The organism is Streptococcus porci DSM 23759 (assembly GCF_000423765.1).
GTDB lineage: Bacteria > Bacillota > Bacilli > Lactobacillales > Streptococcaceae > Streptococcus > Streptococcus porci.
The window spans coordinates 117,582-142,499 of the sequence record NZ_AUIP01000001.1; the positions used below are offsets into that span (position 1 = coordinate 117,582).

A 24,918-nucleotide genomic window follows, 5' to 3' on the forward strand; every position below is an offset into this window, starting at 1 on the left:
TTGTATCATAAGTCGTCAGGATGGTAAAATTAAAGATGTAAACGATACCAAATAGAAAGTAGGACGAAGACATGGCTTATCACGTTGCCATTGATATTGGTGCTTCAAGCGGTCGCGTCATTTTAGCAGACACGACTGAAGGATTGAGGCTGACTGAGTTGCACCGCTTCAAAAATGGCTTTACTAAAGTAGGCGAACACGACCGCTGGAATGTCACGCGTTTAGTGACTGAGATTCTAAGTGGATTAGAAAAAGTTAAGGCAGCTGGCATTGAGACCTGTACCGTTGGTATTGATACTTGGGCAGTTGATTATTGTTTGCTGGATGATCAGGGAAATCTTCTTGCAGAACCCATTGCCTACCGTGACGCCAGAACTCAAGGTCTTATGGAGCAGGTATTTGAAACAATTCCTAAGGAAATAGTCTATGAAAAAACAGGGATCCAGTTTCTGAACTTTAACACTCTCTATCAGCTGTTTGCTGAAGATAAGGACATGCTTGGACAGGCTCAGGATATTCTGCTGATTCCAGATTACATCGCTTATCATTTGACAGGAAAGAAGGTCGGTGAGGTGACTAACGTCTCAACGACTCAGTACCTCAATATTCACAGTCGTGATTACGATAAGGATTTACTGAATGTGGTGGGGCTTTCTCGCGATAAATTGCCAGAGCTGATGGAGACTGGGCAAGTTATCGGTGAGCTGAGACCAGAGCTTTATGAGAGCTATGATTTACCTCAGGCGACGGTCATTGCGGTGGCGACTCACGACACGGGTTCTGCTGTTGTCGGCGTTCCCGCTACAACTGAAAATTGGGCTTACTTATCCAGTGGAACCTGGTCTCTGATTGGAGTTGAAAATGCGCAGCCTATTACCAGTCAAGCAGCCTTTGAAGAAAATTATACCAATGAATGGGGAGCGTACAAGACTTACCGTTTCCTCAAAAACATCACAGGTATGTGGGCGATTCAGGAGATTGCTCGCATGTTAGATAATAGGTATTCTTTTGCAGAAATGGCAGAGCAGGCCTATCAAGTCGAGCCGTTCTTGCAGTATATCAATCTTAACGATGACCGTTTTACTAATCCAGATAACATGATTGAAGAAATTCAAGCCGCGTGTCGTGAGAGCAACCAAATCGTTCCCGAAAGCGTTGGTGAATTAGTCATGTGTGTTTACTCTAATCTTGCCCTTGCCTATGCTCACGAATGGAAAGTCTTGGAAAGCTTAACAGGCAAAGAGTTGGAAGTTCTTCATATCGTTGGAGGTGGCAGCAATGTTAAGTTACTTAATCAATTAACGGCGGATCTTATCGGAAAACCAGTTATCGCTGGTCCTGGTGAAGCGACAGCTATTGGAAATATCATGGTTCAGATGATTGCATCTGGAGAATTGAAAGATTTGGTAGAAGCGCGAGCTTGGTTAGCTAAAAACCAAAGACTAGAAGGCTTTGAACCACAAGCTATCGCAGACCGTGACCATTTGAAGAAATATCAAAAAATCGTATAAATGTTAAGGAGACAATTATGACAACAGTTGAACAACGCTATCAAGAAGCCAAAGCAAAATACGCAAGTATCGGCGTAGACACAGACGCCGTTTTGAAACAGTTACAAGATGTGAAAATTTCTATGCACTGCTGGCAAGGAGATGACGTCAAAGGTTTCTTGACACCGGAAGGTGAATTGACAGGTGGTATCATGTCAACTGGTAATTATCCGGGTGCTGCCCGTACGCCAGACGAACTTCGTGCTGACCTTGAAAAAGCTTATTCGCTAATTCCGGGTAATCACAAGCTCAACCTTCATGCCATTTATTTGGACACGGAAGAAGCAGTTGACCTTGACCAAATCGAGCCTAAACATTTTGAAAAATGGGTGGCTTGGGCAAAAGAACAGGGTCTTGGACTTGATTTTAATCCAACTTTCTTCTCACATCCAATGATGAAAGATGGCTTCACACTATCTCACCCTGATAAAGCGGTGCGGGATTACTGGATTGAACACGGGAAACGTAGCCGTCGTGTGGCTGAATATTTCGGTAAAGAACTGGGTCAGACTTGCTATACTAACTTCTGGGTTCCAGATGGTTTCAAGGACAATCCTGTTGACCGCCTTTCACCACGCAAACGTCTCATGGAATCGTTGGACGAAATCTTCTCAGAAGAAATTGATGAAGCCTATAATGTTGATACTGTTGAGAGCAAACTCTTCGGGCTAGGGGCAGAGGCTTACACGGTCGGTTCTCACGAATTTTACATGGGTTATGGCTTGACTCGCAACAAGGCTATCTTATTGGATGCTGGTCACTTCCATCCAACAGAAGTTATTTCAAATAAACTATCTTCACTATCACTCTTCAGCAAGAAAAACCTCATGCTCCATGTGTCTCGCCCTGTCCGTTGGGATTCTGATCACGTGGTGATTATGGATGATGAGTTGCAAGATATTGCCAAGGAAATTGTCCGCAATGACTTACTTGATAAAACCGTTATCGGACTTGATTTCTTCGACGCGACCATCAATCGTGTTGCTGCTTGGGTTATCGGTACTCGTAATACACAAAAAGCACTCTTGAAAGCCATGCTGGAACCAACCGCTGACTTGAAAAACTTTGAAAATAACTTTGATTTTACAAGCCGTCTTGCTTATACAGAAGAACTGAAAGACTTCCCATATGCTGATGTATGGAATTACTTCTGCCAGCAAAACGATGTTCCAGTCGGACTTGACTGGCTTAAAGAAGTTCAAGACTATGAAAAAACAGTTCTTGCAGGACGTAACTAAACAGCACCTCATGGCGAATTTTGTGAGCCAAGAATCGATAGTTTTGTAGTGGTGAAAATAGTAGCTCAGCACGGTTGAGAAACGATACGGGACTGTTAAAACTGTTAGCAACGAAAGATCGAAGCTAATCGCAGGCACCCGCACCACTTCAGAAAAATATCAAAAAGAAAGAGAGAAATATGACTAAATTTGTTGATTCATCATTTGTAAAAAACATGCGTGAAGTAACGCGCGAATCTTATCTGCGCTACTGGGATGAGCGCAATGGTGGTAACGTTTCTTACCGTCTATTGGCAGAAGAAGTAGAAGCTTTTGAAGATGTAACGGACGTTAAAGCCACATATGAACTTGGTTTTGACGCATCAGCTTTGGCAGGTTTTTACTATCTTGTTACTGGAACTGGTCGCTATTTCCGAAATGTCTACGACCGGCCAACCCTTGACCTTGGCTTAGTAAAAATCTCTGAAGATGGTCTGAAATATGACGTCGTTTGGGGTTTTGAAGATGGTGGTAAACCAACTTCGGAATTTCCAAGCCATTTGATGAGCCATATCGAGCGACTTAAAGTCAATCCAGATCAGCGTGTGGTTTTCCATTGTCACCCAACAAATCTCATTGCAATGTCCTTCACACAAGAACTGTCAGAGCGTCATTTGTCTCGTATTCTGTGGAAAATGCAGGCTGAATCAATCGTTGTCTTCCCAGAAGGAATAGGAGTTATTCCTTATATGACTCCAGGGACAAATGCTATCGGTGAAGCGACTGCAGGCAAAATGTCTGAATTTCAAGCGGTTCTTTGGCCTCATCACGGACTCTTCGCTTCAGGAGTGTCACTTGATGAAACATACGGCCTAGTCGAAGTGATTGAGAAAGCAGCCATGATTTTCTCACAAGTAGGAGCACAAGGCGGAAAAATCCTTCAAGAAATTACAGATCAAGAATTACAGGAAATTGCCAATTACTTCGGTCAAACCCCTCATGCAGGATTTCTTGACTTGTAAAAAGCAGAGCTGACAACAGTAACCGAAATACGACCTCATCGTAGATACTTTTAAACCTATCCTAGTATGTGATTCTTATAACAAATCTTGATTTTAAAATAATATTATAATATAATAAAAACAAAAAGGAGTTTTTCTATGTCAACCTTTTACGTACCTTCTGTCAACCTTATTGGTCGAGGTGTCATCAATGAATTTGGTTCTCAAGTTTCTGAACTAGGTTTCAAAAAAGCCTTGGTTGTAACAGACCATTTCATTGCTTCCAGTGACATCTTACCAAAAGTGACTGCTTCATTGACTGCGGCAGCTATTGACTTTGTTGTCTTTGAAGATGTAGATCCAAACCCTTCTACCAAAAACGTCTATGATGGCCTTGCTGTTTTAAAAGAAAATGACTGTGACTTTATCGTGTCAGTTGGTGGTGGTTCTCCGCAAGATGCTGCCAGCTGTATCTCAGTCATGGCAACCAATGACAAGACGCCACAAGAACTTGAGGGGCTTCACAAATCTGACAACAAAGGTCTGCCAGTTGTAGCTATCAATACAACGGCTGGTACTTCAGCTGAAATTACCATTAACTATGTGATTACCGATGAAGAACGCAAGGTTAAAATGGTTATGGTGGATAAAAACAGTCTAGCCCTCATGTCTGTCAACGACCCTGAACTCATGCTGTCTAAACCGGCTGCCTTGACAGCTGCTACTGGTATGGATGCTTTGACTCATGCGATTGAGGCGTTAGTAACACCAGGTGCCTACGATGTCACCAAAAAACTATCTATCGGTGCTATTGAGCTAATCAACGAATATCTGCCACGTGCAGTAGAAAATGGTCAAGACATTGAAGCGCGTGAAGCCATGGTTAATGCCATTTTCCTTGGTGGTATGGCCTTTAATAATGCAGGGCTAGGTTATGTACACTCTATGGCTCACCAGTTGGGGGCTGTTTACCACTTGCCACACGGCGTCTGCTGTGCTATGCTCCTTCCAGTTGTAGAACGTGAAAACGCCAAACGTGTGCCAGCAGCTTTTCGCAACGTTGCCAAAGCTTTTGGACTTGTGACGGAAGGAAAATCTGATGAAGAATGCGCAGCTTTTGCTATTGAAAACATCGAACGTTTGTCAGAAACAGTAGGGATTCCTAAGAAATTGACTGAGTTGGATATTAAGGAAGAAGAGTTTGACTTCGAGTACCTCTCTAAAAACGCTCTCATCGATGCTTGTGCACCAGGCAATCCTTTCATGCCAACCCTTGAAGAAACTATTGCTTTCTATAAAGAGTTATTCTAATAGGCCAATCAAAAACGAGGTGAGGTTACTCTCCCTCGTTTTTGATATCGAAACAACCACAATATCTAGTAAAATTTCATTGACATTACCCTATATATTGTGTTAACATTAATTTTCGGAGGTGAGTACAATCGTGATTATATTAGCTGGCATGATTGGAGTAGGAAAGACAACTTATACTGCCCGTCTGTCTGAGGCCTTGGGAACGGAAGCTTTTTACGAGCCGGTGGAAAATAATCCCATTCTGGATAAATACTATGAAAATCCGGATAAGTATGGTTTTGCTCTGCAAATTTATTTTCTCAATAAGCGCTTCAGGTCCATTAAAGAAGCCTATTATAACAATGACAACGTTTTAGACCGCTCCATTTATGAGGATGCGCTCTTTACTTACATCAATTCTCTTGAGGGAAATATTAGCCAGGAAGAGTATGAGATTTATCTTGATCTTTTAGATAATATGATGGAAGAACTGGATGGAATGCCCAAGAAAGCACCAGATTTGTTGGTTTATCTTGATGGATCTTTTGACCATATTATGAAAAATATCAAAAAGCGCGGTCGTGATTTTGAGCAACCAACAGATGAGAATGGTCTTTTAGATTACTACCGACTCTTGCATGGACACTATGGGGATTGGTATGATAATTATGCCTATAGTCCAAAGATGAAGATAGATACAGATCATTTTGATGTGACGAAAGATGAAGACTGGGAAAAGGTCTTCATTCAAATCAAAGAGATGCTCAGTAGCTTAGAAAGATAAGAGAAAAGACAAGGTTTTGATTGACCTTGTCTTTTTCCTTATGCAATTTTTATTTAACAAAAGCGTTGATTTCAGCTTCGATGTTGGCAACTTTTTCTTCTGCGACAGCAAGTGTTTCACCAACTGTTGCAATATAGAATTTAATTTTTGGTTCGGTACCTGAAGGACGAACGGCAAACCAGCTATCATCAGTCAATGTGTATTTAAGAACGTCAGATGGTGGTGTTGTCAATTCAGTTGTTGTTCCATCAAGAGCAACTGCTTTTTGTAAAGCAAAGTCTTCGAAGAGGGCAATGTCAGTCTTGTTGAATTGCTCAGGTGCATTATCACGGAATTTAGCCATGATTGCCTTGATTTGCTCAGCGCCATCCTTACCTGATAGTGTAACAGAAATGGTTTTTTCTGCGAAGTAGCCGTATTCTTGGAAGATTTCATCGATACCGTCAGCTAAGGTCATGCCACGTGAGCGGTAGTAGGCAGCAATCTCAGCCACCATAAGGACTGCTTGGATGGCGTCTTTATCACGAACAAATGGCTTAACCAAGTAGCCAAAGCTTTCTTCAAAACCAAACATGTAAGTATGATTGTGTTTTTCTTCAAATTCTTGAATTTTCTCAGCGATGAATTTGAAACCAGTTAAGACATTGAACATGGTTGCGCCGTAGCCTTCAGCAATCTTAGTAACCAGTTCAGTTGATACGATTGATTTAGCAAGGGCAGCATTAGCTGGAAGAGTTCCAGCTTGTTTGTGAGCTTCAAGGATATACTTAGCAATAAGGGCACCGATTTGGTTACCTGAAAGGTTCCAGTATGTTCCATCAGCTTGACGGACTTCAACCCCTACACGGTCAGCATCTGGGTCAGTTGCAAGAAGAACGTCAGCACCGACTTCACGACCCAATTCTTCAGCAAGAGCAAAGGCTGCTTGACTTTCAGGGTTTGGTGAAGCAACAGTAGAGAAGTCTGGGTCAACAGTGGCTTGAGCTTCTACGATTTGAACGGATTCAAAGCCAGCTTCGGCAAGGGCACGACGGGCAAGCATTTCACCTGTACCATGAAGTGGTGTATAGACAATCTTCATGTCTTTACCAAATTCTGCAATCAAGTCTTTATTGATATTGATTGCTTTGAGTTCATCAAGGTAGAGGCGGTCGGTTTCTTCACCAAGAACAGTAATGAGTCCGTTAGCTTTGCTTTCTTCCAACTCAGCCAATTCAACTGCAAATGGATTGTCAATGCCACGAATGTAGTCTGTCAAAGCAGAAGCATCTGCTGGTGGCATTTGTCCGCCGTCTTCACCGTAAACTTTGTAGCCGTTGAACTCTTTTGGATTGTGGCTTGCAGTAACCATAATACCAGCGACTGTACCATAGTGACGAACTGCAAATGAGAGTTCAGGTGTTGGGCGTAGACTTTCAAAAACGTAAGACTTGATGCCGTGTGCAGCCAGTACTTGAGCAGATTCAAAAGCAAATTCTGGAGAGAAGTGACGAGTGTCATAAGCGATAGCAACACCACGTTTTTTAGCTTCTTCCCCTTTTGATTCTACCAGTTTAGCCAAACCTTCAGTTGCTTGACGCACAACATAGATATTGATACGGTTTGTACCAGCGCCAATATAGCCACGCATACCAGCAGTACCAAACTCAAGGTTTGTATAAAAAGCATCTTCTTTTGTTTTTTCGTCCATGCTCTCCAATTCTGCACGAAGGTAGTTTGGAAGTTCAGAAAAATCAAGCCATTTTTGGTAATTTTCTTGATAAGACATAGCGTTCTCCTTTAAGTATTTTAAATCGCTTTCATTATACCATTTTCATGTAAAAAAATCACGAATTTTCGTGATTTTTCATCATTTTTTTAAATTTTCTAGACGTGGAACGATAACTGTTGTCAAAAAAGCGGAAATTAGCATCTCAGCAATGGCATTTGTTCCTAAAACAGTTGCTAACATAGCCTGGATATTTCCATTGTAAACATTTGAAAAGAGGAGAAAAATACCACTGAGGACAAAGATAGTATTGGTCATGGAACCAATAGCACCAGCCAGCAAGAGTCCAGAACGACTTTTTAAAAGTTTGTAGACAAAGTAAGGCGTGATTCCAATCAGAACTCGGGGTACAATAGCAATAATCAGGGAGTTGAGGTTTCCATTTTCAACCAAAGGAGAGAAGAGATAGCTGGTTGGAATTTGAAAAATTGTATTATGCGTTACGCTGATGATACCCATTAAGCCGCCCAAAGTGGCTCCAATCCTAGGTCCGTAAAGAATAGAGGCTACGATAACTGGAATGTGAACCAAGGTCGGTTTGATGGGGAAAGGTAGGATGTTAAATAAGATAGAACTGAGGATGTTAATGACAATCATGACAGCAAAGAACATAGCCACGGTAGCCGTTTGATTTGATTTTTTTCTATTCATTGAGTGCCTCCTTAATGCTTTCTATTATCGAACCGAGGTCAGCTAAAGCGCCCCGCCCCACGTCTCCACAAGCCAGAAGGGCTGATTTTGGCGTGATTTCCTGATAACCAACTTCTTTTAAGATGGACAGGTTGCGCTGAGTTAGCGGATTGTCGTACATCTTGGTATTCATGGCTGGCGCGATTAGTTTGGGAAGGTCAGCCGGCAAGGCTAGGGCGGTAGCTGTGACCATGTTATCAGCTCTGCCATGGGCTAGAGAAGCGATAGTGTTAGCAGAAGCAGGTGCCAGAATGAAAAGGTCAGCTTCCTTACCAAGGTCAATGTGATTGATACGCTCTGCTCTTTTTTCCTCCATCACATCCAAATGGACGGGATTTTTAGAGAGAACCTGTAGGGTCAGAGGTGTGATGAATTTGGTAGCTGCTTCAGTCATGAGGACATGGACTTCGTAACCACGTTTAGATAGTTGACTAGTCAAATCAGCCGCCTTGTAGGCAGCGATAGAGCCAGAGACAGCAAGTAAAATCCGTTTAGCCATGGGAAATCACCCTTTCGTAAATCATTTCAGCGATATTTCTCTTGCTATCCGCTCTAGTTTCACTCGTTTGATCAACAAGATAGGCCACATGTTGCTCTGAACTAATGTCCCTAAGATCGTTAGCGACGATAAACTCTGCATGGTTTTTGGCAAGACTGGCACGCGCCACCTCAAATAGCTCTGCCTTTTCCACATTGACTAAAAGCTTAAAGCCAATCAGGCAAATATCGGGATTCCACTCCTTGACAAGGCTGATGACTTTGGGCGTTTTTTTGAGAAAGAGAACTTGATAGTCGGAAGTCGAGGAAATTTTGGTCTCGCTATTTCTTTTTGACAAAAGCTGAGCTGGTGAGTCAACTTGCTCCAGTTCTTCCAGAGTGGTCATATAGACGGGGGTGTAGTCTGATACCGCCATGCTATGGATGAGGACGTCGTGACTCATTACCAGAGGTTCTAAAGCTTTCAGAAGACTGTCTACGTTGCTGATGAGGTGTATCTTTAGGTTATCGTGTGCAGTAGGCTTAACAGCATGCTTTGTCGTAATCAGAGTCACCTGATGACCACCATTTAAAAAACGCTCTGCAATAATTTTGCCAAGATTCCCAGTCGAATGATTGGTAATACCGCGAACACTATCAATGTTTTCAGTTGTGCCGCCAGACGTAATCAAGATTTTCATTGCAATATTATACCAAAAAAGCTTTGGTGAGTAAATAATTTAGACAATTATGAAGTAGGATCGTTCACTAATAATTGTCAAAAAAAGACTATCTGAATATAGCAGACAAACTCTATTTTGCCACTTCCTTAGAATCAGACGCTAGCAACTTCTTGTTAGAGTGCCATGCTTACATTCAAGCCTAAGTCTTAAAAATTTTAAACCACATAAAGGTTGGTTTTGGTGGCTCTCAACACAGTGGAAGTGATAAGTCGTATCTTGGTACAAGCAGATGCCAGTGAGGCTAGCAAGTTTTTTATAGCAGTGCTAGAAGCTAGAGACAACCAATGAGCCGAGAGCAAGTAGTCTAAGATGATGTGCAAGATGTGATTTAGTGAAGATTTTAGTTATGCTTGGCTTGGTAGTCTAACCCCCAAGCCTTCATCGAATCTAAAATCGGCTGAAGAGATTGTCCTAGCTCAGTCAGAGAATATTCTACTCGGGGCGGGACTTCTGGATAGACCTTGCGTTTCACAATGCCTTTTGCTTCAAGGTCCCGCAGGTTGCTGGTCAGGACCTTCTGGCTAATGGAGCCAATGGAACGTTGTAATTCGCTAAAGCGTTTGGTACCATCCATCAGATCGCGTAGGATGAGAATGTTCCACTTGCTACTAATCAGTAGTAAGGTTGTTTCAATAGGGCAAGCTGGCAAGTCTAATGGTAATTTTTTACTGGTCATGGTTTCCTCCAAAAATTTTTTTCAAAAAACTTTAGTCTAATTTTCCTTGAAAGTATACATTTCTTACCTTAAAGTAACTACCCTACTTTAAGGTGCATACTTTCCAAAAGATACTGTTAGTGTTAGTATAATGACAGAGCTGAAAAAATGCAAGAAAAGAATAGAGAGAGGGCTGCTATGATAGAAGATAGAAAAATAGTCAAGGCCAAAAAATTGCTTGCAGAAGCGGATGCAATTGTGATTGGAGCGGGTGCTGGTCTGTCCAGTGCTGCGGGCTTGACCTACTCAGGCCAACGTTTTGAGGAACATTTTGCCCCTTTTATCCAGGTCTATGGGCTGACAGATATGTATTCCGCTGGATTTTATCCCTTTGCGACTGAGGAGAAGAAGTGGGGCTACTGGAGCCAGCACCTCTACCTCAATCGCTATCAGACAGACAGCTTGCCACTCTATCAGGATTTGTATGAAGTAGTGGGAGATAAGAATTATTTTGTTATTACCACCAATGTAGATAGTCAGTTTGAAAAGGCGGGATTTGACAAAGAAAAACTCTTTGAAGTTCAGGGAAATTACGGGGAGTTTCAATGCTCGGTGCCTTGTCATGATGGCGTTTATAATAACCAAACAGCCTTGGAAATCCTGCTTGCCAACCGTCAGGGTTTGGAGGTTAGAACTGAAGATATTCCCAAATGTCCTAAGTGTGGGGCAGACATGATGAGCCGTTTGAGAATTGACCATCGTTTTGTCGAAGATGCTAATTGGCACAGGCAAGAAAAGGCTTATCTGGATTTTTTGCAGGGCAATGCTGACAAGAACATTGTCTTTTTGGAACTGGGTGTTGGCTTCAACACGCCAACTATTATCAAATTCCCCTTTGAACGTTTGAATGAGGCTCTGCCAGCTGCTAGTCTGATTCGGCTTAATCTGGAAGATCCAGAACGTGAGGGTATTATCACCATTAACCAAGATATGCAGGAGGTTATCAGAGCATGGAAAGACTAGAAAAATTGATTAGCTATCTTGCACCTGACATAGACCTGCCTCGGACTCAGGAAGAGCAGGAATGGGTCTTGCGAGCCTTGATGAACATCTGGGAGCCCAAGGTCATGCCTGCAGAGTTTTGGACTTTGCAAGATGCCTATTTACAGGAAACATTAGCTCAGAAAAGGGTGACAGGCCTTTCTGACTTACAGGAAGTGGAGCCACAGATTTATCTCTGGCAGGGAGACATTACTAGCCTAGAAGTTGATGCGATTGTCAACGCAGCAAACAGTCAGCTCTTGGGGTGTTTTGTGCCTCATCATCGTTGTATTGATAATGCGATTCATTCGCAGGCGGGGCTTCAGCTGCGGTTGGCTTGTTATCAGCTCATGAAGACTCAAGGGCACTTGGAAGCAACAGGTCAGGCCAAGATTACACCAGCCTACAATCTGCCAGCCAATTATGTCATTCATACAGTTGGGCCGATTATTCAGGCGGAGGTCAGTCCTCAAGATGAGGCATTGCTCGCCTCCTCTTATCAAAAAAGTTTGGAATTAGCAGTGGAAAAGGGGCTGACCAGTATTGCCTTTTGTTGCATCAGTACGGGTGAGTTTCGTTTTCCACAAAAACGTGCAGCGGAAATTGCAATCAAAACTGTGAGAGCGTTTGTCTATGACCACCCACAATTACAGGTCATTTTCAATGTCTTCAAAGATGAGGATAGAGAGATTTATCAAGAATTGCTAGGAAGTAGATAGTCAAAAATATTGACTATTTTTCTTTTTCTGCTATAATAGTAAAAAAAATTGACTAATAAGGGGGGAGTTCCTATGAAGGCTGTTGTGGTTTCACAGGCTGGTGGGCCAGAGGTTTTGGAAGTAAAAGAAATTGCCAAACCGCAGGTGAAAACAGGCTGGTGTTTGGTAAAAATCAAAGGATTTGGTATAGTCATTTGAATTAACTTTGATACATCGTCACTTTCGGCTTGCCGTACTCTAGTACAGCCTGCACCTCAGTTCCTTGTCTGAAAGCTAATTCATTCGACTATATCAATCATTCGGAGATTTTTACTAGACAGGGTCTGTCACCAAGTGTAGTATTTCCGCGGATTTTGGGGATTGAATTGGTCGGTGTCATTGAGGAAACGACGGAGCCAGACAGGTTACCAGTCGGGCAAAAGGTTGTATCTATCATGGGCGAGCTGGGTCGAGCCTTTGACGGTGGTTATGCAGAGTACGCTCTGGTGCCTAATCAAATCCTCTACCCTATCCAGACGGATTTGGGCTGGGCGGAACTAGCTAGCGTCCCTGAAACTTACTACACCGCCTACGGTTCCATGAAAAATCTCAAGCTGGAAGCGTCAGATCGAATCTTGGTGCGTGCGGGGGCTAGCGGGGTTGGACAGGCCTTTGTCAAATTGGTGCGGAGCCAGTTTCCAGACCTGTCTATCTACGCTTCTGTCCGCAAGCTAGAAAAGACCGATCAACTGTTGGCCTCTGGTTTCAGCCAAGTCATCCTCGAAAAAGAGGGGTGTTTGCAGACGGATTTGACCTTCAGCAAGATTCTTGAGCTGGTTGGTCCTGCTACTCTAGCGGATTCCTTAGCTCATCTGGAGGAGGGTGGTATTGTCTGCTCGACGGGGCAGCTGGGGGGCAAGTGGTATCTGGAGGACTTTGACCCCATTGAGCAGTTGCGGCAGAATGTCTATTTGACTACGTTTTATTCGGGCAATGTCAATCAGGACAAGTTGCAGGAGATGTTTGACTACCTAGCTCGTTATCAGGTGCCAGTTGGGCCTGAGAAGATTTTTAGTTTGGATACCATACAGGAGGCTCACCGCTATTTAGAGGGGGTGGAGGCTTTTGGCAAGGTGATTGTGCTCAATAGGGAGGAAGATGATGACAGAATTGAGACAGCGGAGTAAGATACTTGCTCGGATTTTTTACAATCAGGATGGTCTATATGAGGACTATGCAAGGAGGCATGGGCTAAACGGCAAGTCCTTATCCATTTTGATGTTTATTTATTATATATCCAGAGGTGTGACGCAGAATTGGATCAGTAAGAAGACTTACTCTAGTAAGCAAGTGGTCAATGCCACCATTAAGAAATTTCTGGACAAGGGCTATGTCTTTTTTGAGGAAAATCCAGCAGACAAACGGCATAAGAAGGTCAAATTGACCGAGGAAGGTCGTGTCTATGCCAGTCGGATTTTGGACCCTTTAGAAGAGGCAGAAAAAACAGCCCTGTCCCAGTTCAGCTTGGAAGAACAGGAGCAGTTACTAGACCTCTTTGGTCGCTATGGACAGGCCTTGACAGAAATCATAGGAGGAGAAACCAATGATTGATTACCAAAATGTGTCCTTGACCTATCAGGTCAACGGACCAATCTTGAAAAATTTGACCTTTGACATTCAAGAGGGAGAATTCTTTGTCCTGATTGGACCAAGCGGGAGCGGAAAAACAACGACGCTGAAGCTGATCAACCGCCTGATTGAGCAGACAGACGGAGATATTCGGATTCAGGGCAAGCGGCTGAAAGACTTTGACCTGCGTGAGCTACGCTTGGAAACAGGCTATGTCCTTCAGCAGATTGCTTTATTTCCAAATATGACAGTGGCTGAAAATATTGCCCTTATTCCTGAGATGAAGGGCTTGAACAAGACTGGAATCTTAGCCAAAACCAGGGAACTCTTGACCAAGGTAGGCTTGGATCCAGACAGTTACCTGGACCGTTTGCCCAAGGACTTATCTGGAGGAGAAAAACAGCGGATTGGGATTCTGCGAGCGATCATTGCCAATCCCAAGGTCTTGCTGATGGATGAGCCTTTCTCAGCCCTAGACCCTATTAGTAAAGGGCAGTTGCAGGACTTGATCAAGGACTTGCATGAAGAATTTAAGATGACAACGGTTTTCGTCACGCATGATATGGACGAAGCGGTTAAGCTGGCAGACCGTATCTGCTTGATGAAGGCAGGAGAAGTGGTCCAGTTGGGCACACCTGATGAACTTCGTAACCAGCCTGCCAACGACTTTGTCATCGAATTTATGAAAAATAGGGGAGGTGCCTAATGGATCAGTTGATTACAACTTTTATCGAACGCAAGGACGAGTGGGGAATCGCTCTTTTTGAACACCTGCGGATTTCCCTTCTGGCCTTGATTATTGCTATTGCCATTGCGGTGCCTCTGGGCTTGGTCTTGTCCAACAAGAAAAAGCTGACCGAGTGGAGCTTGCAGGTGACAGGCGTTTTCCAGACCATTCCATCCCTGGCACTGCTGGGGCTCTTCATTCCTTTTATGGGTATCGGAACGCTGCCTGCGGTGGTGGCCCTGGTTATTTATGCCATCTTCCCCATTTTACAGGGGACTTTGACGGGGCTTTCGGAAATTGATCCCTCGCTGGAAGAGGCTGCGACGGCTTTTGGAATGACCAAGCTAGAAAAATTGCGTAAGTTTCAGTTGGCTCTGGCCATGCCTATTCTCATGTCTGGTATTCGGACGGCGTCCATTATGATTATTGGAACGGCAACGCTTGCTGCCTTGGTCGGTGCAGGCGGTCTAGGCTCCTTTATCCTCTTGGGAATTGACCGCAATGACTCGGCCCTGATTTTGATTGGGGCGGTGTCGTCGGCAGTCTTGGCAGTCCTCTTTGGCTCAGTCATCAAGTTCTTGCAGGACAAGAAGCCTCGCACCATTCTGGCGGCTCTCTTAGTGACACTTTTGGCAGTCGGAGCTAGCTATGTTCCGCTCAACCAATCGTCATCGAAAAAGCTAGTCATCGCTGGGAAATTGGGGGCAGAGCCTGAAATTCTTATCAATATGTACAAGCTTTTGATTGAAGACCAGACGGATATCGAGGTGGAGCTGGAGCCAAACTTTGGCAAGACCAGCTTCCTCTATGAAGCTCTCAAATCAGGCTCGATTGATATTTACCCTGAGTACACTGGTACCATTACGACCACTCTTTTGATTAGTCCACCGTCTGACCTGTCCAATAATCCTAAGGAGGTTTATACTTACGCTAAAGAAGCGATTTTGGAGCAGGATGGTCTGATGTATTTAGCACCAATGGCTTTCCAGAATACCTATGCTTTGGCTGTGACAGAAGACTATGCTCAAGATTATGGTCTTGAAAAGATTTCGGATTTGGCAAAAGTGCAGCAGACAGCTGTCGCAGGCTTCTCTTTGGAGTTTAATGACCGTGAGGATGGGAATGTCGGTCTGACCAATCTTTACGGGCTCAATCTTAATGTCAAAACCATGGAGCCTGCCCTTCGCTACGAAGCCATTAAAAATGGAGATGTGCAGCTAGTTGATGCCTACTCAACGGATAGCAAGATTGTTTCTTACAAGCTGAAAATCCTGGAAGACGACAAAGAGCTCTTCCCACCCTATCAGGCCGCTCCGCTATTGACCAAAGAAACCTTAGACAAATATCCCGAGTTGGAGCAAGTCCTAGGGGTCTTGGCAGGCAACATCTCGACCGAGGAAATGACCCAGATGAACTATGCGGTCGATGTGGAAGGCAAGTCGGCAGAGCAAGTGGCGAGGGAATACCTCGAGAAAGAAAATCTACTAAAATAGGAGAAAATTATGATTAATCAACTAGAAAATGCCAAAAATCTTTACCTTCGTGGCATTCGCGATGGCGAAATCAAGGAAGTTCATGAAAACTATATAGGAGTCAGCTACACCCAGCACAGTACGGGTGTGCCTGATGAGAAGGAGGGCTTTGCGGCTTTCTTTGAGGACTTTTTCAAACGCAATCCCAAGCGGGAAATCAATATTATTCGTGCCATTGAAGACGGAAATTTTGTCTTCGTCCATGTCCACCAGAAACTCAATGACGGTGAGGCTGAGTGGGTGACGGCGGACATTTTCCGTTCAGATGAAAACGGTCGTATCGTTGAGCATTGGGATGTCATTGATGCCTATCCCAAAACCATTGGCCAAACAGACCCGATTTATGCCGACTTTGAGTTGACAGACCTAGACAAGACCGAGGACAACAAGAAAATCGTCCGTCGTTTCTTGGTCGATGTCCTTCAAAATGGGGAAATCGAGAAGTTTGACGACTATGTGGCAGCGGACCTGATTCAGCACAACCAAGAGATTACCCAGGGCGGTGCGGCCTATAAGGACTATCTTGTCGACAATCAAGTCAACTACGACTTTGTCTTCAAGGTGATGGGACAGGGTGACTATGTGGTGGCTTACTCGAAAGTCTGGATTGCAGGTCGGGACTACGCCGACTTTGACATCTACCGCCTCAAAGATGGTAAGATTGTCGAGCACTGGGACAATAAGGAAGTCATGCCAGACAAAAAAGATTTAACAAATCTAGGGAAGTTTTAAGAGGGGAAAAAGAGAAGCAGGCAGATTGAACAGCTCCCTGTCAAGTGGACAATGAAATAATAAAAGATTAGGCGACTGCCTTGTTCCTCATTTCAAGAGGTGCGAGGCCGTTGTTGCGTTCTTGAAAACGTTGATGATTATAAAAATAGATTATTTCTACGAAGTGTATGCGAGCGCAGAAGCCTATGAAGACCACCGCTTAAGACCACATTTTAAACGCTACATTCTAGAGACTCAGGACTTGGTGGAAGAAAAAATCTTACTGGACTTAGAAAACAGTATCGCTATCTCGAAAGGGCAATTAAGAAGCTTACTATCTTGATTTTGACAATGATGTCAAAACGGAGCAAAAACTCCTAGAAGAAAGTGATTGCATTGTTCTCCAGTTCCCAATTTATTGGTACCAAACGCTTCCATGCTAGGATTGAAGAGATTTTAAAACCTATCACGATTATTCAGTATTTGACAGCTCTAACATTTTTGGAAGCTTTTATTATAACTGGTAATTTAAACATGGCTCAAGACTTGCTAGCACATAAAATTAATGAGTATCTTAGACTATTGTAATTACAATATGACTCTCTCGTATGATTCTATTTGATCGAAATAGTGTATAATAGCATTGCAAGAAAAGGAAAGGATATCGATATGTGATTAATCTTGAAAAATATCATCAGCTGGCCCTGCAAAAGCAGGGAGAGCATCGCAAGTTTTTAGCTGGTTTGAAAAAGAAGGCGCCTAAGGATTTGGACAGGATTGTTCAGCAGGTTCATCGTGAAGTCTTTCTTGAAATTGATTGTACAGAATGTGCCAACTGTTGTCGCAATCTGGGGCCACTTTTTACCGAAGCGGATATTACGCGAATCGCCAAGCATTTTCGCATGAAATTGCCAGCGTTTGAGGAGGCATTCCTGAGGACAGATGAAGACGGAGATAAGGTTTTTCAAGCTATGCCATGTCCTTTTTTAGGAGATGATAATCTTTGCAGTATCTACGATGTGCGCCCCAAGGCTTGTCGAGAATTTCCCCATACAGATCGTAAGAAAATTTATCAGATCAACAACCTAACCATCAAAAATACCCTTTTTTGTCCTGCAGCTTATCTCTTTGTCGAGAAACTAAAAGAACGCCTCTAGCAAAAATGGGAATATTTTGATAAAATAAGAAAAAAAGCGGAGGTATCTTATGATTGTCACAACATCAGGAAATGTTGACGGACGCCAAGTAACATCCTATAAGGGAATTGTCTTTGGCGAGGTGATTACAGGTATCAATATGTTCAAGGATATTGGTGCAGGTTTGCGTAATATCTTTGGTGGGCGCTCAGGTTCTTATGAAAATGAGCTGACGCAGGCGCGTGAGTCTGCCTTAGCAGAAATGGAGGAACGTGCTCGTCAACTAGGAGCTGACGCTATTATTGCTGTTAAGATGGACTATGAAGTTCTTGGAGCAGATAATGGGATGCTTATGGTGACTTGCAGCGGAACAGCGGTCTCGCTAACCTAAAATTAACCATGGAAAGATTGGGAAACCAATCTTTTTCTTTATCTATGATAAAATAGAAGAAAATAAGAGTTAGAGGACAGGAAATGATAGACAGAAGAGAAGACAACCAGTTCAAATTGGTTTCAAAATATCAGCCGTCTGGTGATCAACCGCAGGCCATTGAAGCTTTAGTAGATAATATTGAAGGTGGGGAGAAAGCCCAAATTCTCATGGGAGCGACGGGTACTGGTAAGACCTATACCATGAGTCAGGTTATTGCTCGCGTCAACAAGCCGACTCTGGTTATCGCTCATAATAAGACCCTTGCTGGTCAGCTCTACAGTGAGTTCAAGGAATTTTTTCCTGAAAATGCGGTAGAATACTTTGTGTCTTACTACGATTACTACCAGCCAGAAGCCTATGTCCCATCTAGTGATACTTATATCGAGAAGGATAGTTCAGTTAATGATGAAATTGACAAGCTCCGCCATTCAGCCACATCAGCCTTGTTAGAGCGAAACGATGTTATCGTCGTGGCGTCGGTATCTTGTATCTATGGTTTAGGTTCGCCAAAAGAATATGCCGATTCAGCCGTTTCCTTGCGTCCTGGGCAAGAACTTTCCCGCGATCAGTTGCTCAATCAACTGGTAGATATTCAGTTTGAGCGCAATGACATTGATTTTCAACGAGGGCGTTTCCGTGTACGCGGTGATGTGGTGGAGATTTTTCCAGCCAGTCGCGATGAACACGCCTTTCGTGTGGAATTTTTCGGGGATGAGATTGACCGCATTCAGGAAATCGAAAGTTTGACTGGGCGACCGATGGGGCAAGTCGACCATTTGGTGCTTTTTCCAGCCACTCACTTTATGACCAATGAAGAGCACCTAGAACAGGCTATCCAAAATATCATGGATGAGATGGAGGTGCAGGTCAAAACGTTTGAAGCGGAAAATAAATTGATTGAAGCACAACGCATTCGACAGCGGACAGAGTACGACGTTGAAATGTTACGTGAAATGGGCTACACTAACGGCGTTGAGAATTATTCTCGCCATATGGATGGGCGTTCTGAGGGTGAGCCACCCTACACACTTTTAGACTTCTTCCCAGAAGATTTTCTGATTATGATTGATGAGAGCCACATGACTATGGGGCAAATTAAGGGGATGTACAACGGCGACCGTTCTCGCAAGCAGATGTTGGTAGATTATGGTTTCCGACTGCCAAGCGCTCTAGATAATAGGCCCTTACGCCGAGAAGAATTTGAGAGTCATGTTCACCAGATTGTATATGTTTCTGCCACACCGGGTGACTACGAGATGGAGCAAACAGATACCATCATTGAACAAATCATTCGTCCGACAGGGCTTCTTGATCCAGAAGTTGAAGTCCGTCCAACTATGGGACAGATGGATGACTTACTTGGTGAAATCACTCTGCGGGCTGAAAAGGGAGAACGAACCTTTGTCACCACCTTGACCAAGAAAATGGCAGAAGACCTGACAGATTATTTCAAAGAAATGGGAGTCAAGGTCAAGTATATGCACTCGGATATCAAGACCTTGGAACGTACGGAGATTATCCGTGATCTTCGCTTAGGTGTTTTTGATGTTTTGATTGGAATCAATTTGCTGCGCGAGGGGATTGATGTCCCAGAGGTTAGTCTAGTGGCTATCCTTGATGCGGATAAGGAAGGTTTTCTACGCAACACACGTGGACTAATCCAGACCATCGGTCGGGCGGCCCGTAACTCAGAAGGTCATGTGATTATGTATGCTGATCATATTACTGATTCCATGCAGAAGGCCATTGACGAAACAGCCCGTCGTCGCGAGCTTCAGATGGCGTACAATGAGGAGCACGGCATTGTTCCACAAACCATCAAGAAAGAAATTCGAGATCTCATTTCTATCAGCAAAGCAGAGGACAGCGATGTGGCAGAGGCGACTGTTGACTACTCTAGCATGAATAAAGCAGAGCGCCAAGAAGCCATTAAGAAACTGCAAAAACAAATGCAAGAAGCAGCTGAAATATTGGACTTCGAGCTGGCTGCACAGATTCGAGATATGATTATCGAGCTAAAGAACATGTAGAAAATAGGAGTGGTTGTCATGACTTTGAGAACAGCTCAAATGTGTCAGGCAGTTGGCTTTTTTGTCCTTGCCAATCTTTTTATGCTGATGGGATCTGATTTTCCACCATCAAAAGGATTTATCTGGATAAGTTTAACAGCCTTGCTTCTAGCACTCATTCAGTATGTTTATTCTGGCCACCTCCTTCCGAAAATTGATCAATCTAGCATGCTATTGATAACACTAATTTTTTATGCCAGTTTAGGGACTCTTGTTGCGTATCTTTTCATATCCTTTAATGCTCAAGTACAAGGAGACAATAGCGGCAAGGGACTTTGGATTAGTATCATTTCACTTGTATTTACTGGCTACGGATTAGTTTTCTGGAGTCTTAATAAGCTGATAAAGCCATATATAAAAGACTTTTAGAAATTCACCTGAACAAAGAAGCTGGATAAAAGTCCTAGCCTTAACATGATTTCAGATAGGCGCCTTGGCGCGGTGGTAGATTAGAATGCTAAAATAATGGATAGTAATCCTTCGAATCAACTGTTCGGAGGTGAGTTCAAAAGGTCTGAAAGGCCTTTTGAAAATGGGAGATATAAGCTGACGGTCGTCAGTTCACATCATTCAAGGTCTGAGGTTAGACTGTTTCAGGTTGAACACCTGAAAAGGGGGAAGTGGACAATTTTCTGACTTTTGTCCACTCTCTTTTTTCTACTCCAACAAGTGCTATATTTCTTCCTTTATGGTAAAATAGACAAGATACTAGGAAAGTATGGAGGTGTCATTTTGGCACAGTTATATTATCGTTACGGCACCATGAATTCAGGCAAGTCCATCGAGATTCTCAAGGTTGCCTATAATTATGAGGAGCAGGGCAAGCCTGTCACTCTCATGACATCAAGCCTAGACACGCGCGACGGTGTAGGCTATGTTTCTAGTCGCATTGGCATGAAGCGCCAGGCCTATCCGATTAGTGCAGATACAGATATTTTTGGCTTTGTTAAATCGCAGAGCCCTAAACCTTATTGTATTCTGATTGATGAGTGTCAGTTTTTGACTCGGTCAAATGTCTATGATCTAGCACGTATTGTGGACGAGCTGGATATACCAGTTATGGCATTTGGATTGAAGAATGACTTCCGCAATGAACTTTTTGAAGGCTCAAAGCACCTGCTTTTATTAGCAGATAAAATCGATGAAATCAAAACCATCTGTCACTATTGTAAGAAAAAGGCGACCATGGTTCTTCGTATGGAGGACGGCAAGCCAGTTTATGATGGGGCTCAAGTCCAAATTGGTGGCAATGAGAGCTATACTTCGGTTTGCCGAAAACATTATTTCACCCCTCCCCAAGAAGCGTAGCTCTGCTATGTTCAGAAAAATAAAAAGAAAGAGATAAGAAAGTGAATATTTACGATCAATTACAAGCAGTGGAAGATCGCTATGAGGAGCTTGGAGAACTTTTGTCTGACCCAGATGTGGTCAGCGATACCAAGCGCTTTATGGAATTATCAAAAGAGGAGGCAGGTACGCGTGATGTGGTGACTGCCTACCGTGAATACAAGCAAATCCTCCAGTCTATCGCTGATGCCGAGGAGATGATTAAAGAGGCAGGCGGTGATGCCGACCTTGAGGAAATGGCGAAAGAGGAACTCAAAGAGTCAAAAGCTGCCAAGGAAGAGTACGAAGAAAAACTGAAAATCCTCCTTCTGCCAAAAGACCCTAATGACGATAAGAACATTATCTTGGAAATCCGTGGTGCCGCAGGTGGTGACGAGGCAGCCCTCTTTGCAGGCGACCTCCTCAATATGTACCAACGTTTTGCGGAGTCACAAGGCTGGCGCTTTGAAGTCATGGAGGCGTCTTACAATGGTGTCGGCGGTATCAAGGAAGTTGTTGCCATGGTATCCGGCCAATCTGTCTACTCAAAACTCAAGTATGAGTCAGGCGCTCACCGTGTCCAACGTGTTCCAGTGACTGAAAGCCAAGGCCGTGTTCATACTTCGACGGCAACCGTTTTGGTCATGCCAGAAATCGAAGAAGTGGAGTACGATATTGATCCAAAGGATCTTCGTGTTGATATTTACCATGCCTCAGGTGCTGGTGGACAGAACGTCAATAAGGTGGCAACAGCCGTCCGTATCGTCCATTTACCAACTAACATCAAAGTTGAAATGCAGGAAGAACGTACCCAGCAGAAAAACCGGGACAAGGCCATGAAAATTATCCGTGCCCGTGTTGCTGATCACTTTGCACAAATTGCTCAAGATGAGCAGGATGCAGAGCGAAAATCAACTATCGGTACAGGTGATCGTTCCGAACGGATTCGCACTTATAATTTCCCACAAAACCGTGTGACAGACCACCGTATTGGTCTGACGCTACAAAAACTGGATACCATTTTGTCTGGTAAGATGGACGAAGTAGTTGATGCCTTGGTCCTCTATGATCAAACTCAAAAACTTGAAGAGTTGAACAAATAATGACATATGCCCAACTTTTTTCTGCCTATGAGGCAGAGCTTTTGGCAGTCGGAGAGGAAGCAGAAAGCCTCTCTTTTGTCTATCGCACACTGAAAAATTTAGATTTGACGGCTTTTGTTTTTCAACTTCGCCAGGAAGTTTCTGATGAGGATAAAGAATTTATTGGGCAGATTTTCCAGCAGCTTAAGGCTCATACGCCTGCTCAATACATTATTGGTTTTGAGGATTTTCACGGGCTCCGATTTAAAGTGGATGAGCGTGTGCTCATCCCTCGTCCTGAGACTGAGGAGTTGGTGGATTTGATTTTGAAAGAAAATGGCAGAGCAGACCTGCGAGTTTTGGATATTGGTACAGGAAGCGGAGCTATTGCCGTTTCACTTGCTCAGGCTAGACCAGACTGGAAGGTCACTGCAAGCGACATTTCTGCTGAAGCTCTGGTACTTGCCAAGGAGAATGCGGAGAAAAACGCGACACCTCTTCACTGTGTCCAGTCAGATGTTTTCAGTCATATCACTGGGACATTTGACATTATCGTCTCCAATCCCCCCTACATTTCCTACGAGGATGTCCATGAGGTAGGGGTGAATGTTTTGGAGAGCGAGCCTCATTTGGCCCTCTTTGCGGAGGAAGATGGTCTAGCCATCTACCGTCAAATCATTCAAGAAGCGGTAGCTTTTCTGACAGAGACTGGGAGACTCTACTTTGAAATTGGCTATAAGCAAGGACAGCAAGTAGCGGATTTACTGCGCCAGCATTTTCCCAAAAAACAAGTCCGCGTGCTTAAAGATACTTTCGGTAAGGATAGGATGGTGGTCTGTCATGACTAATTTGAAGGAGATTTTGGAAGCAGGTGGAGCAGTTGTTTTGCCAACCGAGACGGTCTACGGGCTATTTGCAAAGGCTTTGGATGAGAAAGCAGTCAATAAGGTCTACGCTCTAAAAAAACGTCCCCGTGACAAGGCAATGAACCTCAATGTTGCGTCGTTTGAAGATATTTTAGCTTTTTCTCAGAATCAGCCTGCTTTTTTGAAAAAACTCTATCATGCCTTTTTGCCAGGTCCTCTGACCATTATCCTCCAGGCAAATGATGAGGTACCTAGCTGGATTAACTCTGGACTTGAAACCATTGGTTTTAGGGTGCCAGACCACCCAGTCACACAAGAGATGATTAAGGCTTTTGGAGTTCTAATCGGACCCTCGGCCAATATCTCGGGAAAAGAGAGTGGTCAGGTTTTTAAGGACATCCTAGCTGACTTTGAATATCAGGTGACTGGCTACGAAGATGACCAAGTCCTGACAGGTCAAGATTCGACCATTTTGGACTTGTCTGGCGATTTTGCCAAAATCCTGCGTCAAGGTGCTGTCACCAAGGAAGAACTCGTGTCATCTATACCAGAGATAACGTTTGAGGAAGACTGATGAAAGTAACCAAAGTAAAGGCTTTTAGCGCTTTATCTTATAGAATTTGGAAACTCTATCGCCTCTCTTTCCCAAAAGAGGAACGTTTGCCTTACTGGTTTTTACTCTTTCAAATCCTGCGTACCAAGGCTGATTTTCAGGCTTATCGTGACGGGAAAAAGGTCATCGGATTTTCTTACAGCATTGCTGGAAAGTCAGCAGATTTTCTACTTTTTCTAGCGGTTTCTCCTGAGTTTCAGTCTCAGGGCTATGGCACAGCTATGTTACAAAATGTGAAGAATAGCGCTGGGGAAAAACCCTTGATTGTGGCCATTGAACCGCCATTTGAACTTTGTGATAATGCAGAGCAACGCTTGAGACGTCTGGCTTTTTACGAAAAAAATGGTTTTCAGTTGACAGAGCATTTCTATCAGGAAAATGTAGAAACCTATCAGGTCATGACGACCAAGTTGCCTTTTAAGGCTAAGGCTTTTGCTGAAGATTTGTGTCGTTTTTTTGGTAACTATATACGGACGAAAGTGGTGTAAGATGAGAGCAAGTGTCGTTTTGCTAGATAAGAGTAGTCAATTTATGGTTTTAATTAAGCGGGTTAAATTAGGCAGAACTTATTATGTCTTACCGGGTGGGACGGTGGAAAGTGGAGAAAGTTTTCAGCAGGCCGCCATTCGTGAAATCAAGGAAGAGCTCAATATTAGCCTATCGGACACAATGCTTAAAAGTAGTCAAACCTGTGAGGATGGATACGTGTTTCTCGCTCAGACAGATGTGGAGGTTTCGCCTTTACAAATTTTTGGCGAAGAGTTTGGGCGAGTAAGCCAAGATAATCACTACCAGCCATTATGGTTGTCCTTGTCAAAGGCAAAGAAAATGACTTTTTACCCGGAGATTGACTTAGAGGGATTTTTGGAGGTGTGAT

At 43.6% G+C, this 24,918-nt stretch carries 27 protein-coding genes and 2 pseudogenes; 24 read left to right on the plus strand and 5 right to left on the minus strand.

Going from position 1 to position 24,918, the window contains the following annotated elements; all coding sequences use genetic code 11:
• Window positions 1-71 precede the first annotated feature (71 nt).
• The 5 genes from rhaB (at window position 72) to G576_RS0100685 (ending at window position 5,845) form a co-directional block, all read left to right on the plus strand.
• Entirely contained in the window at window positions 72-1,511 is a 1,440-nt protein-coding gene (gene rhaB / locus G576_RS0100665) for a rhamnulokinase (protein WP_027972909.1), read from the plus strand.
• A gap of 17 nt (window positions 1,512-1,528) precedes the next feature.
• Entirely contained in the window at window positions 1,529-2,788 is a 1,260-nt protein-coding gene (rhaA, locus tag G576_RS0100670) for an L-rhamnose isomerase (RefSeq protein WP_027972910.1), read from the plus strand.
• A 179-nt stretch (window positions 2,789-2,967) separates the two neighbouring features.
• Window positions 2,968-3,789: a rhamnulose-1-phosphate aldolase gene (gene rhaD, locus G576_RS0100675; protein WP_027972911.1), complete on the plus strand. Its 822-nt coding sequence runs from the start codon at window positions 2,968-2,970 to the stop codon at window positions 3,787-3,789.
• Between the two features lie 138 nt (window positions 3,790-3,927).
• On the plus strand, window positions 3,928-5,079 hold the full coding sequence (locus G576_RS0100680; protein WP_027972912.1) for an iron-containing alcohol dehydrogenase: 1,152 nt from the start codon (window positions 3,928-3,930) through the stop codon (window positions 5,077-5,079).
• A gap of 133 nt (window positions 5,080-5,212) precedes the next feature.
• A complete protein-coding gene (locus G576_RS0100685; protein WP_027972913.1) occupies window positions 5,213-5,845 on the plus strand; it encodes a deoxynucleoside kinase in 633 nt (210 codons plus the stop codon).
• A 49-nt stretch (window positions 5,846-5,894) separates the two neighbouring features.
• On the opposite strand, the gene G576_RS0100690 is transcribed toward G576_RS0100685, so the two are convergent.
• From G576_RS0100690 to G576_RS0100710, 5 genes are all read right to left on the minus strand, one after another.
• A complete protein-coding gene (locus G576_RS0100690; protein ID WP_027972914.1) occupies window positions 5,895-7,613 on the minus strand; it encodes a phospho-sugar mutase in 1,719 nt (572 codons plus the stop codon).
• Between the two features lie 81 nt (window positions 7,614-7,694).
• Window positions 7,695-8,264, minus strand: coding sequence for an ECF transporter S component (locus G576_RS0100695; RefSeq protein ID WP_027972915.1), 570 nt, complete (start codon window positions 8,262-8,264; stop codon window positions 7,695-7,697).
• The gene (coaC, locus tag G576_RS0100700) at window positions 8,257-8,802 is read right to left on the minus strand and encodes a phosphopantothenoylcysteine decarboxylase (protein ID WP_027972916.1); all 546 of its coding nucleotides are present in this window, start codon (window positions 8,800-8,802) and stop codon (window positions 8,257-8,259) included. The genes G576_RS0100695 and coaC overlap by 8 nt, the downstream gene beginning before the upstream one ends.
• Window positions 8,795-9,481, minus strand: coding sequence for a phosphopantothenate--cysteine ligase (locus G576_RS0100705; RefSeq protein WP_027972917.1), 687 nt, complete (start codon window positions 9,479-9,481; stop codon window positions 8,795-8,797). The genes coaC and G576_RS0100705 overlap by 8 nt, the downstream gene beginning before the upstream one ends.
• A 382-nt stretch (window positions 9,482-9,863) precedes the next feature.
• On the minus strand, window positions 9,864-10,199 hold the full coding sequence (locus tag G576_RS0100710; RefSeq protein ID WP_027972918.1) for a winged helix-turn-helix transcriptional regulator: 336 nt from the start codon (window positions 10,197-10,199) through the stop codon (window positions 9,864-9,866).
• A gap of 177 nt (window positions 10,200-10,376) precedes the next feature.
• Here G576_RS0100710 and G576_RS0100715 point away from each other — a divergent pair, with 177 nt between their 5' ends.
• From G576_RS0100715 to G576_RS0100805, 19 genes and pseudogenes are all read left to right on the plus strand, one after another.
• Window positions 10,377-11,201 carry an SIR2 family NAD-dependent protein deacylase gene (locus G576_RS0100715; protein ID WP_027972919.1) on the plus strand — a complete coding sequence of 275 codons (825 nt, stop codon included), beginning with the start codon at window positions 10,377-10,379 and terminating at the stop codon, window positions 11,199-11,201.
• Window positions 11,189-11,938, plus strand: coding sequence for a protein-ADP-ribose hydrolase (locus G576_RS0100720; RefSeq protein WP_027972920.1), 750 nt, complete (start codon window positions 11,189-11,191; stop codon window positions 11,936-11,938). Before G576_RS0100715 ends, G576_RS0100720 begins: the two co-directional genes overlap by 13 nt.
• A 72-nt stretch (window positions 11,939-12,010) precedes the next feature.
• Window positions 12,011-13,104 (plus strand): annotated as a pseudogene (locus G576_RS12010) (zinc-binding dehydrogenase).
• Complete coding sequence (locus tag G576_RS0100730) at window positions 13,079-13,528, plus strand: MarR family winged helix-turn-helix transcriptional regulator (protein ID WP_027972921.1); 450 nt, start codon at window positions 13,079-13,081, stop codon at window positions 13,526-13,528. Before G576_RS12010 ends, G576_RS0100730 begins: the two are co-directional and overlap by 26 nt.
• Window positions 13,521-14,252, plus strand: coding sequence for an ATP-binding cassette domain-containing protein (locus G576_RS0100735; RefSeq protein ID WP_027972922.1), 732 nt, complete (start codon window positions 13,521-13,523; stop codon window positions 14,250-14,252). The genes G576_RS0100730 and G576_RS0100735 overlap by 8 nt, the downstream gene beginning before the upstream one ends.
• The gene (locus G576_RS0100740) at window positions 14,252-15,766 is read left to right on the plus strand and encodes an ABC transporter permease/substrate-binding protein (RefSeq protein WP_027972923.1); all 1,515 of its coding nucleotides are present in this window, start codon (window positions 14,252-14,254) and stop codon (window positions 15,764-15,766) included. The genes G576_RS0100735 and G576_RS0100740 overlap by 1 nt, the downstream gene beginning before the upstream one ends.
• Window positions 15,767-15,775: 9 nt before the next feature.
• Window positions 15,776-16,537, plus strand: coding sequence for a nuclear transport factor 2 family protein (locus G576_RS0100745; protein WP_027972924.1), 762 nt, complete (start codon window positions 15,776-15,778; stop codon window positions 16,535-16,537).
• Window positions 16,538-16,670: 133 nt separating this feature from the next.
• Window positions 16,671-16,859 carry a putative quinol monooxygenase gene (locus G576_RS13470; RefSeq protein ID WP_027972925.1) on the plus strand — a complete coding sequence of 63 codons (189 nt, stop codon included), beginning with the start codon at window positions 16,671-16,673 and terminating at the stop codon, window positions 16,857-16,859.
• Window positions 16,860-16,899: 40 nt separating this feature from the next.
• Window positions 16,900-16,959 (plus strand): annotated as a pseudogene (locus tag G576_RS13830) (hypothetical protein); the annotation flags it as partial.
• A 231-nt stretch (window positions 16,960-17,190) separates the two neighbouring features.
• Window positions 17,191-17,673 carry a YkgJ family cysteine cluster protein gene (locus tag G576_RS0100760; RefSeq protein ID WP_027972926.1) on the plus strand — a complete coding sequence of 161 codons (483 nt, stop codon included), beginning with the start codon at window positions 17,191-17,193 and terminating at the stop codon, window positions 17,671-17,673.
• A 49-nt stretch (window positions 17,674-17,722) separates the two neighbouring features.
• Window positions 17,723-18,043 carry a putative heavy metal-binding protein gene (locus G576_RS0100765; protein WP_027972927.1) on the plus strand — a complete coding sequence of 107 codons (321 nt, stop codon included), beginning with the start codon at window positions 17,723-17,725 and terminating at the stop codon, window positions 18,041-18,043.
• A gap of 83 nt (window positions 18,044-18,126) precedes the next feature.
• Entirely contained in the window at window positions 18,127-20,115 is a 1,989-nt protein-coding gene (uvrB, locus tag G576_RS0100770; RefSeq protein WP_027972928.1) for an excinuclease ABC subunit UvrB, read from the plus strand.
• An 18-nt stretch (window positions 20,116-20,133) separates the two neighbouring features.
• Window positions 20,134-20,523: a hypothetical protein gene (locus tag G576_RS0100775; protein WP_027972929.1), complete on the plus strand. Its 390-nt coding sequence runs from the start codon at window positions 20,134-20,136 to the stop codon at window positions 20,521-20,523.
• 363 nt (window positions 20,524-20,886) lie between these two features.
• Entirely contained in the window at window positions 20,887-21,462 is a 576-nt protein-coding gene (locus G576_RS0100780) for a thymidine kinase (RefSeq protein WP_027972930.1), read from the plus strand.
• 41 nt (window positions 21,463-21,503) lie between these two features.
• The gene (prfA, locus tag G576_RS0100785; RefSeq protein ID WP_027972931.1) at window positions 21,504-22,583 is read left to right on the plus strand and encodes a peptide chain release factor 1; all 1,080 of its coding nucleotides are present in this window, start codon (window positions 21,504-21,506) and stop codon (window positions 22,581-22,583) included.
• The gene (gene prmC / locus G576_RS0100790) at window positions 22,583-23,410 is read left to right on the plus strand and encodes a peptide chain release factor N(5)-glutamine methyltransferase (protein WP_027972932.1); all 828 of its coding nucleotides are present in this window, start codon (window positions 22,583-22,585) and stop codon (window positions 23,408-23,410) included. Before prfA ends, prmC begins: the two co-directional genes overlap by 1 nt.
• Window positions 23,403-24,002, plus strand: a complete 600-nt coding sequence (locus G576_RS0100795) for an L-threonylcarbamoyladenylate synthase (RefSeq protein WP_027972933.1) — start codon at window positions 23,403-23,405, stop codon at window positions 24,000-24,002. The genes prmC and G576_RS0100795 overlap by 8 nt, the downstream gene beginning before the upstream one ends.
• Complete coding sequence (locus tag G576_RS0100800) at window positions 24,002-24,529, plus strand: GNAT family N-acetyltransferase (protein ID WP_037618124.1); 528 nt, start codon at window positions 24,002-24,004, stop codon at window positions 24,527-24,529. The genes G576_RS0100795 and G576_RS0100800 overlap by 1 nt, the downstream gene beginning before the upstream one ends.
• Window position 24,530: 1 nt before the next feature.
• On the plus strand, window positions 24,531-24,917 hold the full coding sequence (locus tag G576_RS0100805; protein WP_027972935.1) for an NUDIX domain-containing protein: 387 nt from the start codon (window positions 24,531-24,533) through the stop codon (window positions 24,915-24,917).
• The last annotated feature ends 1 nt before the right edge of the window (window position 24,918 follow it).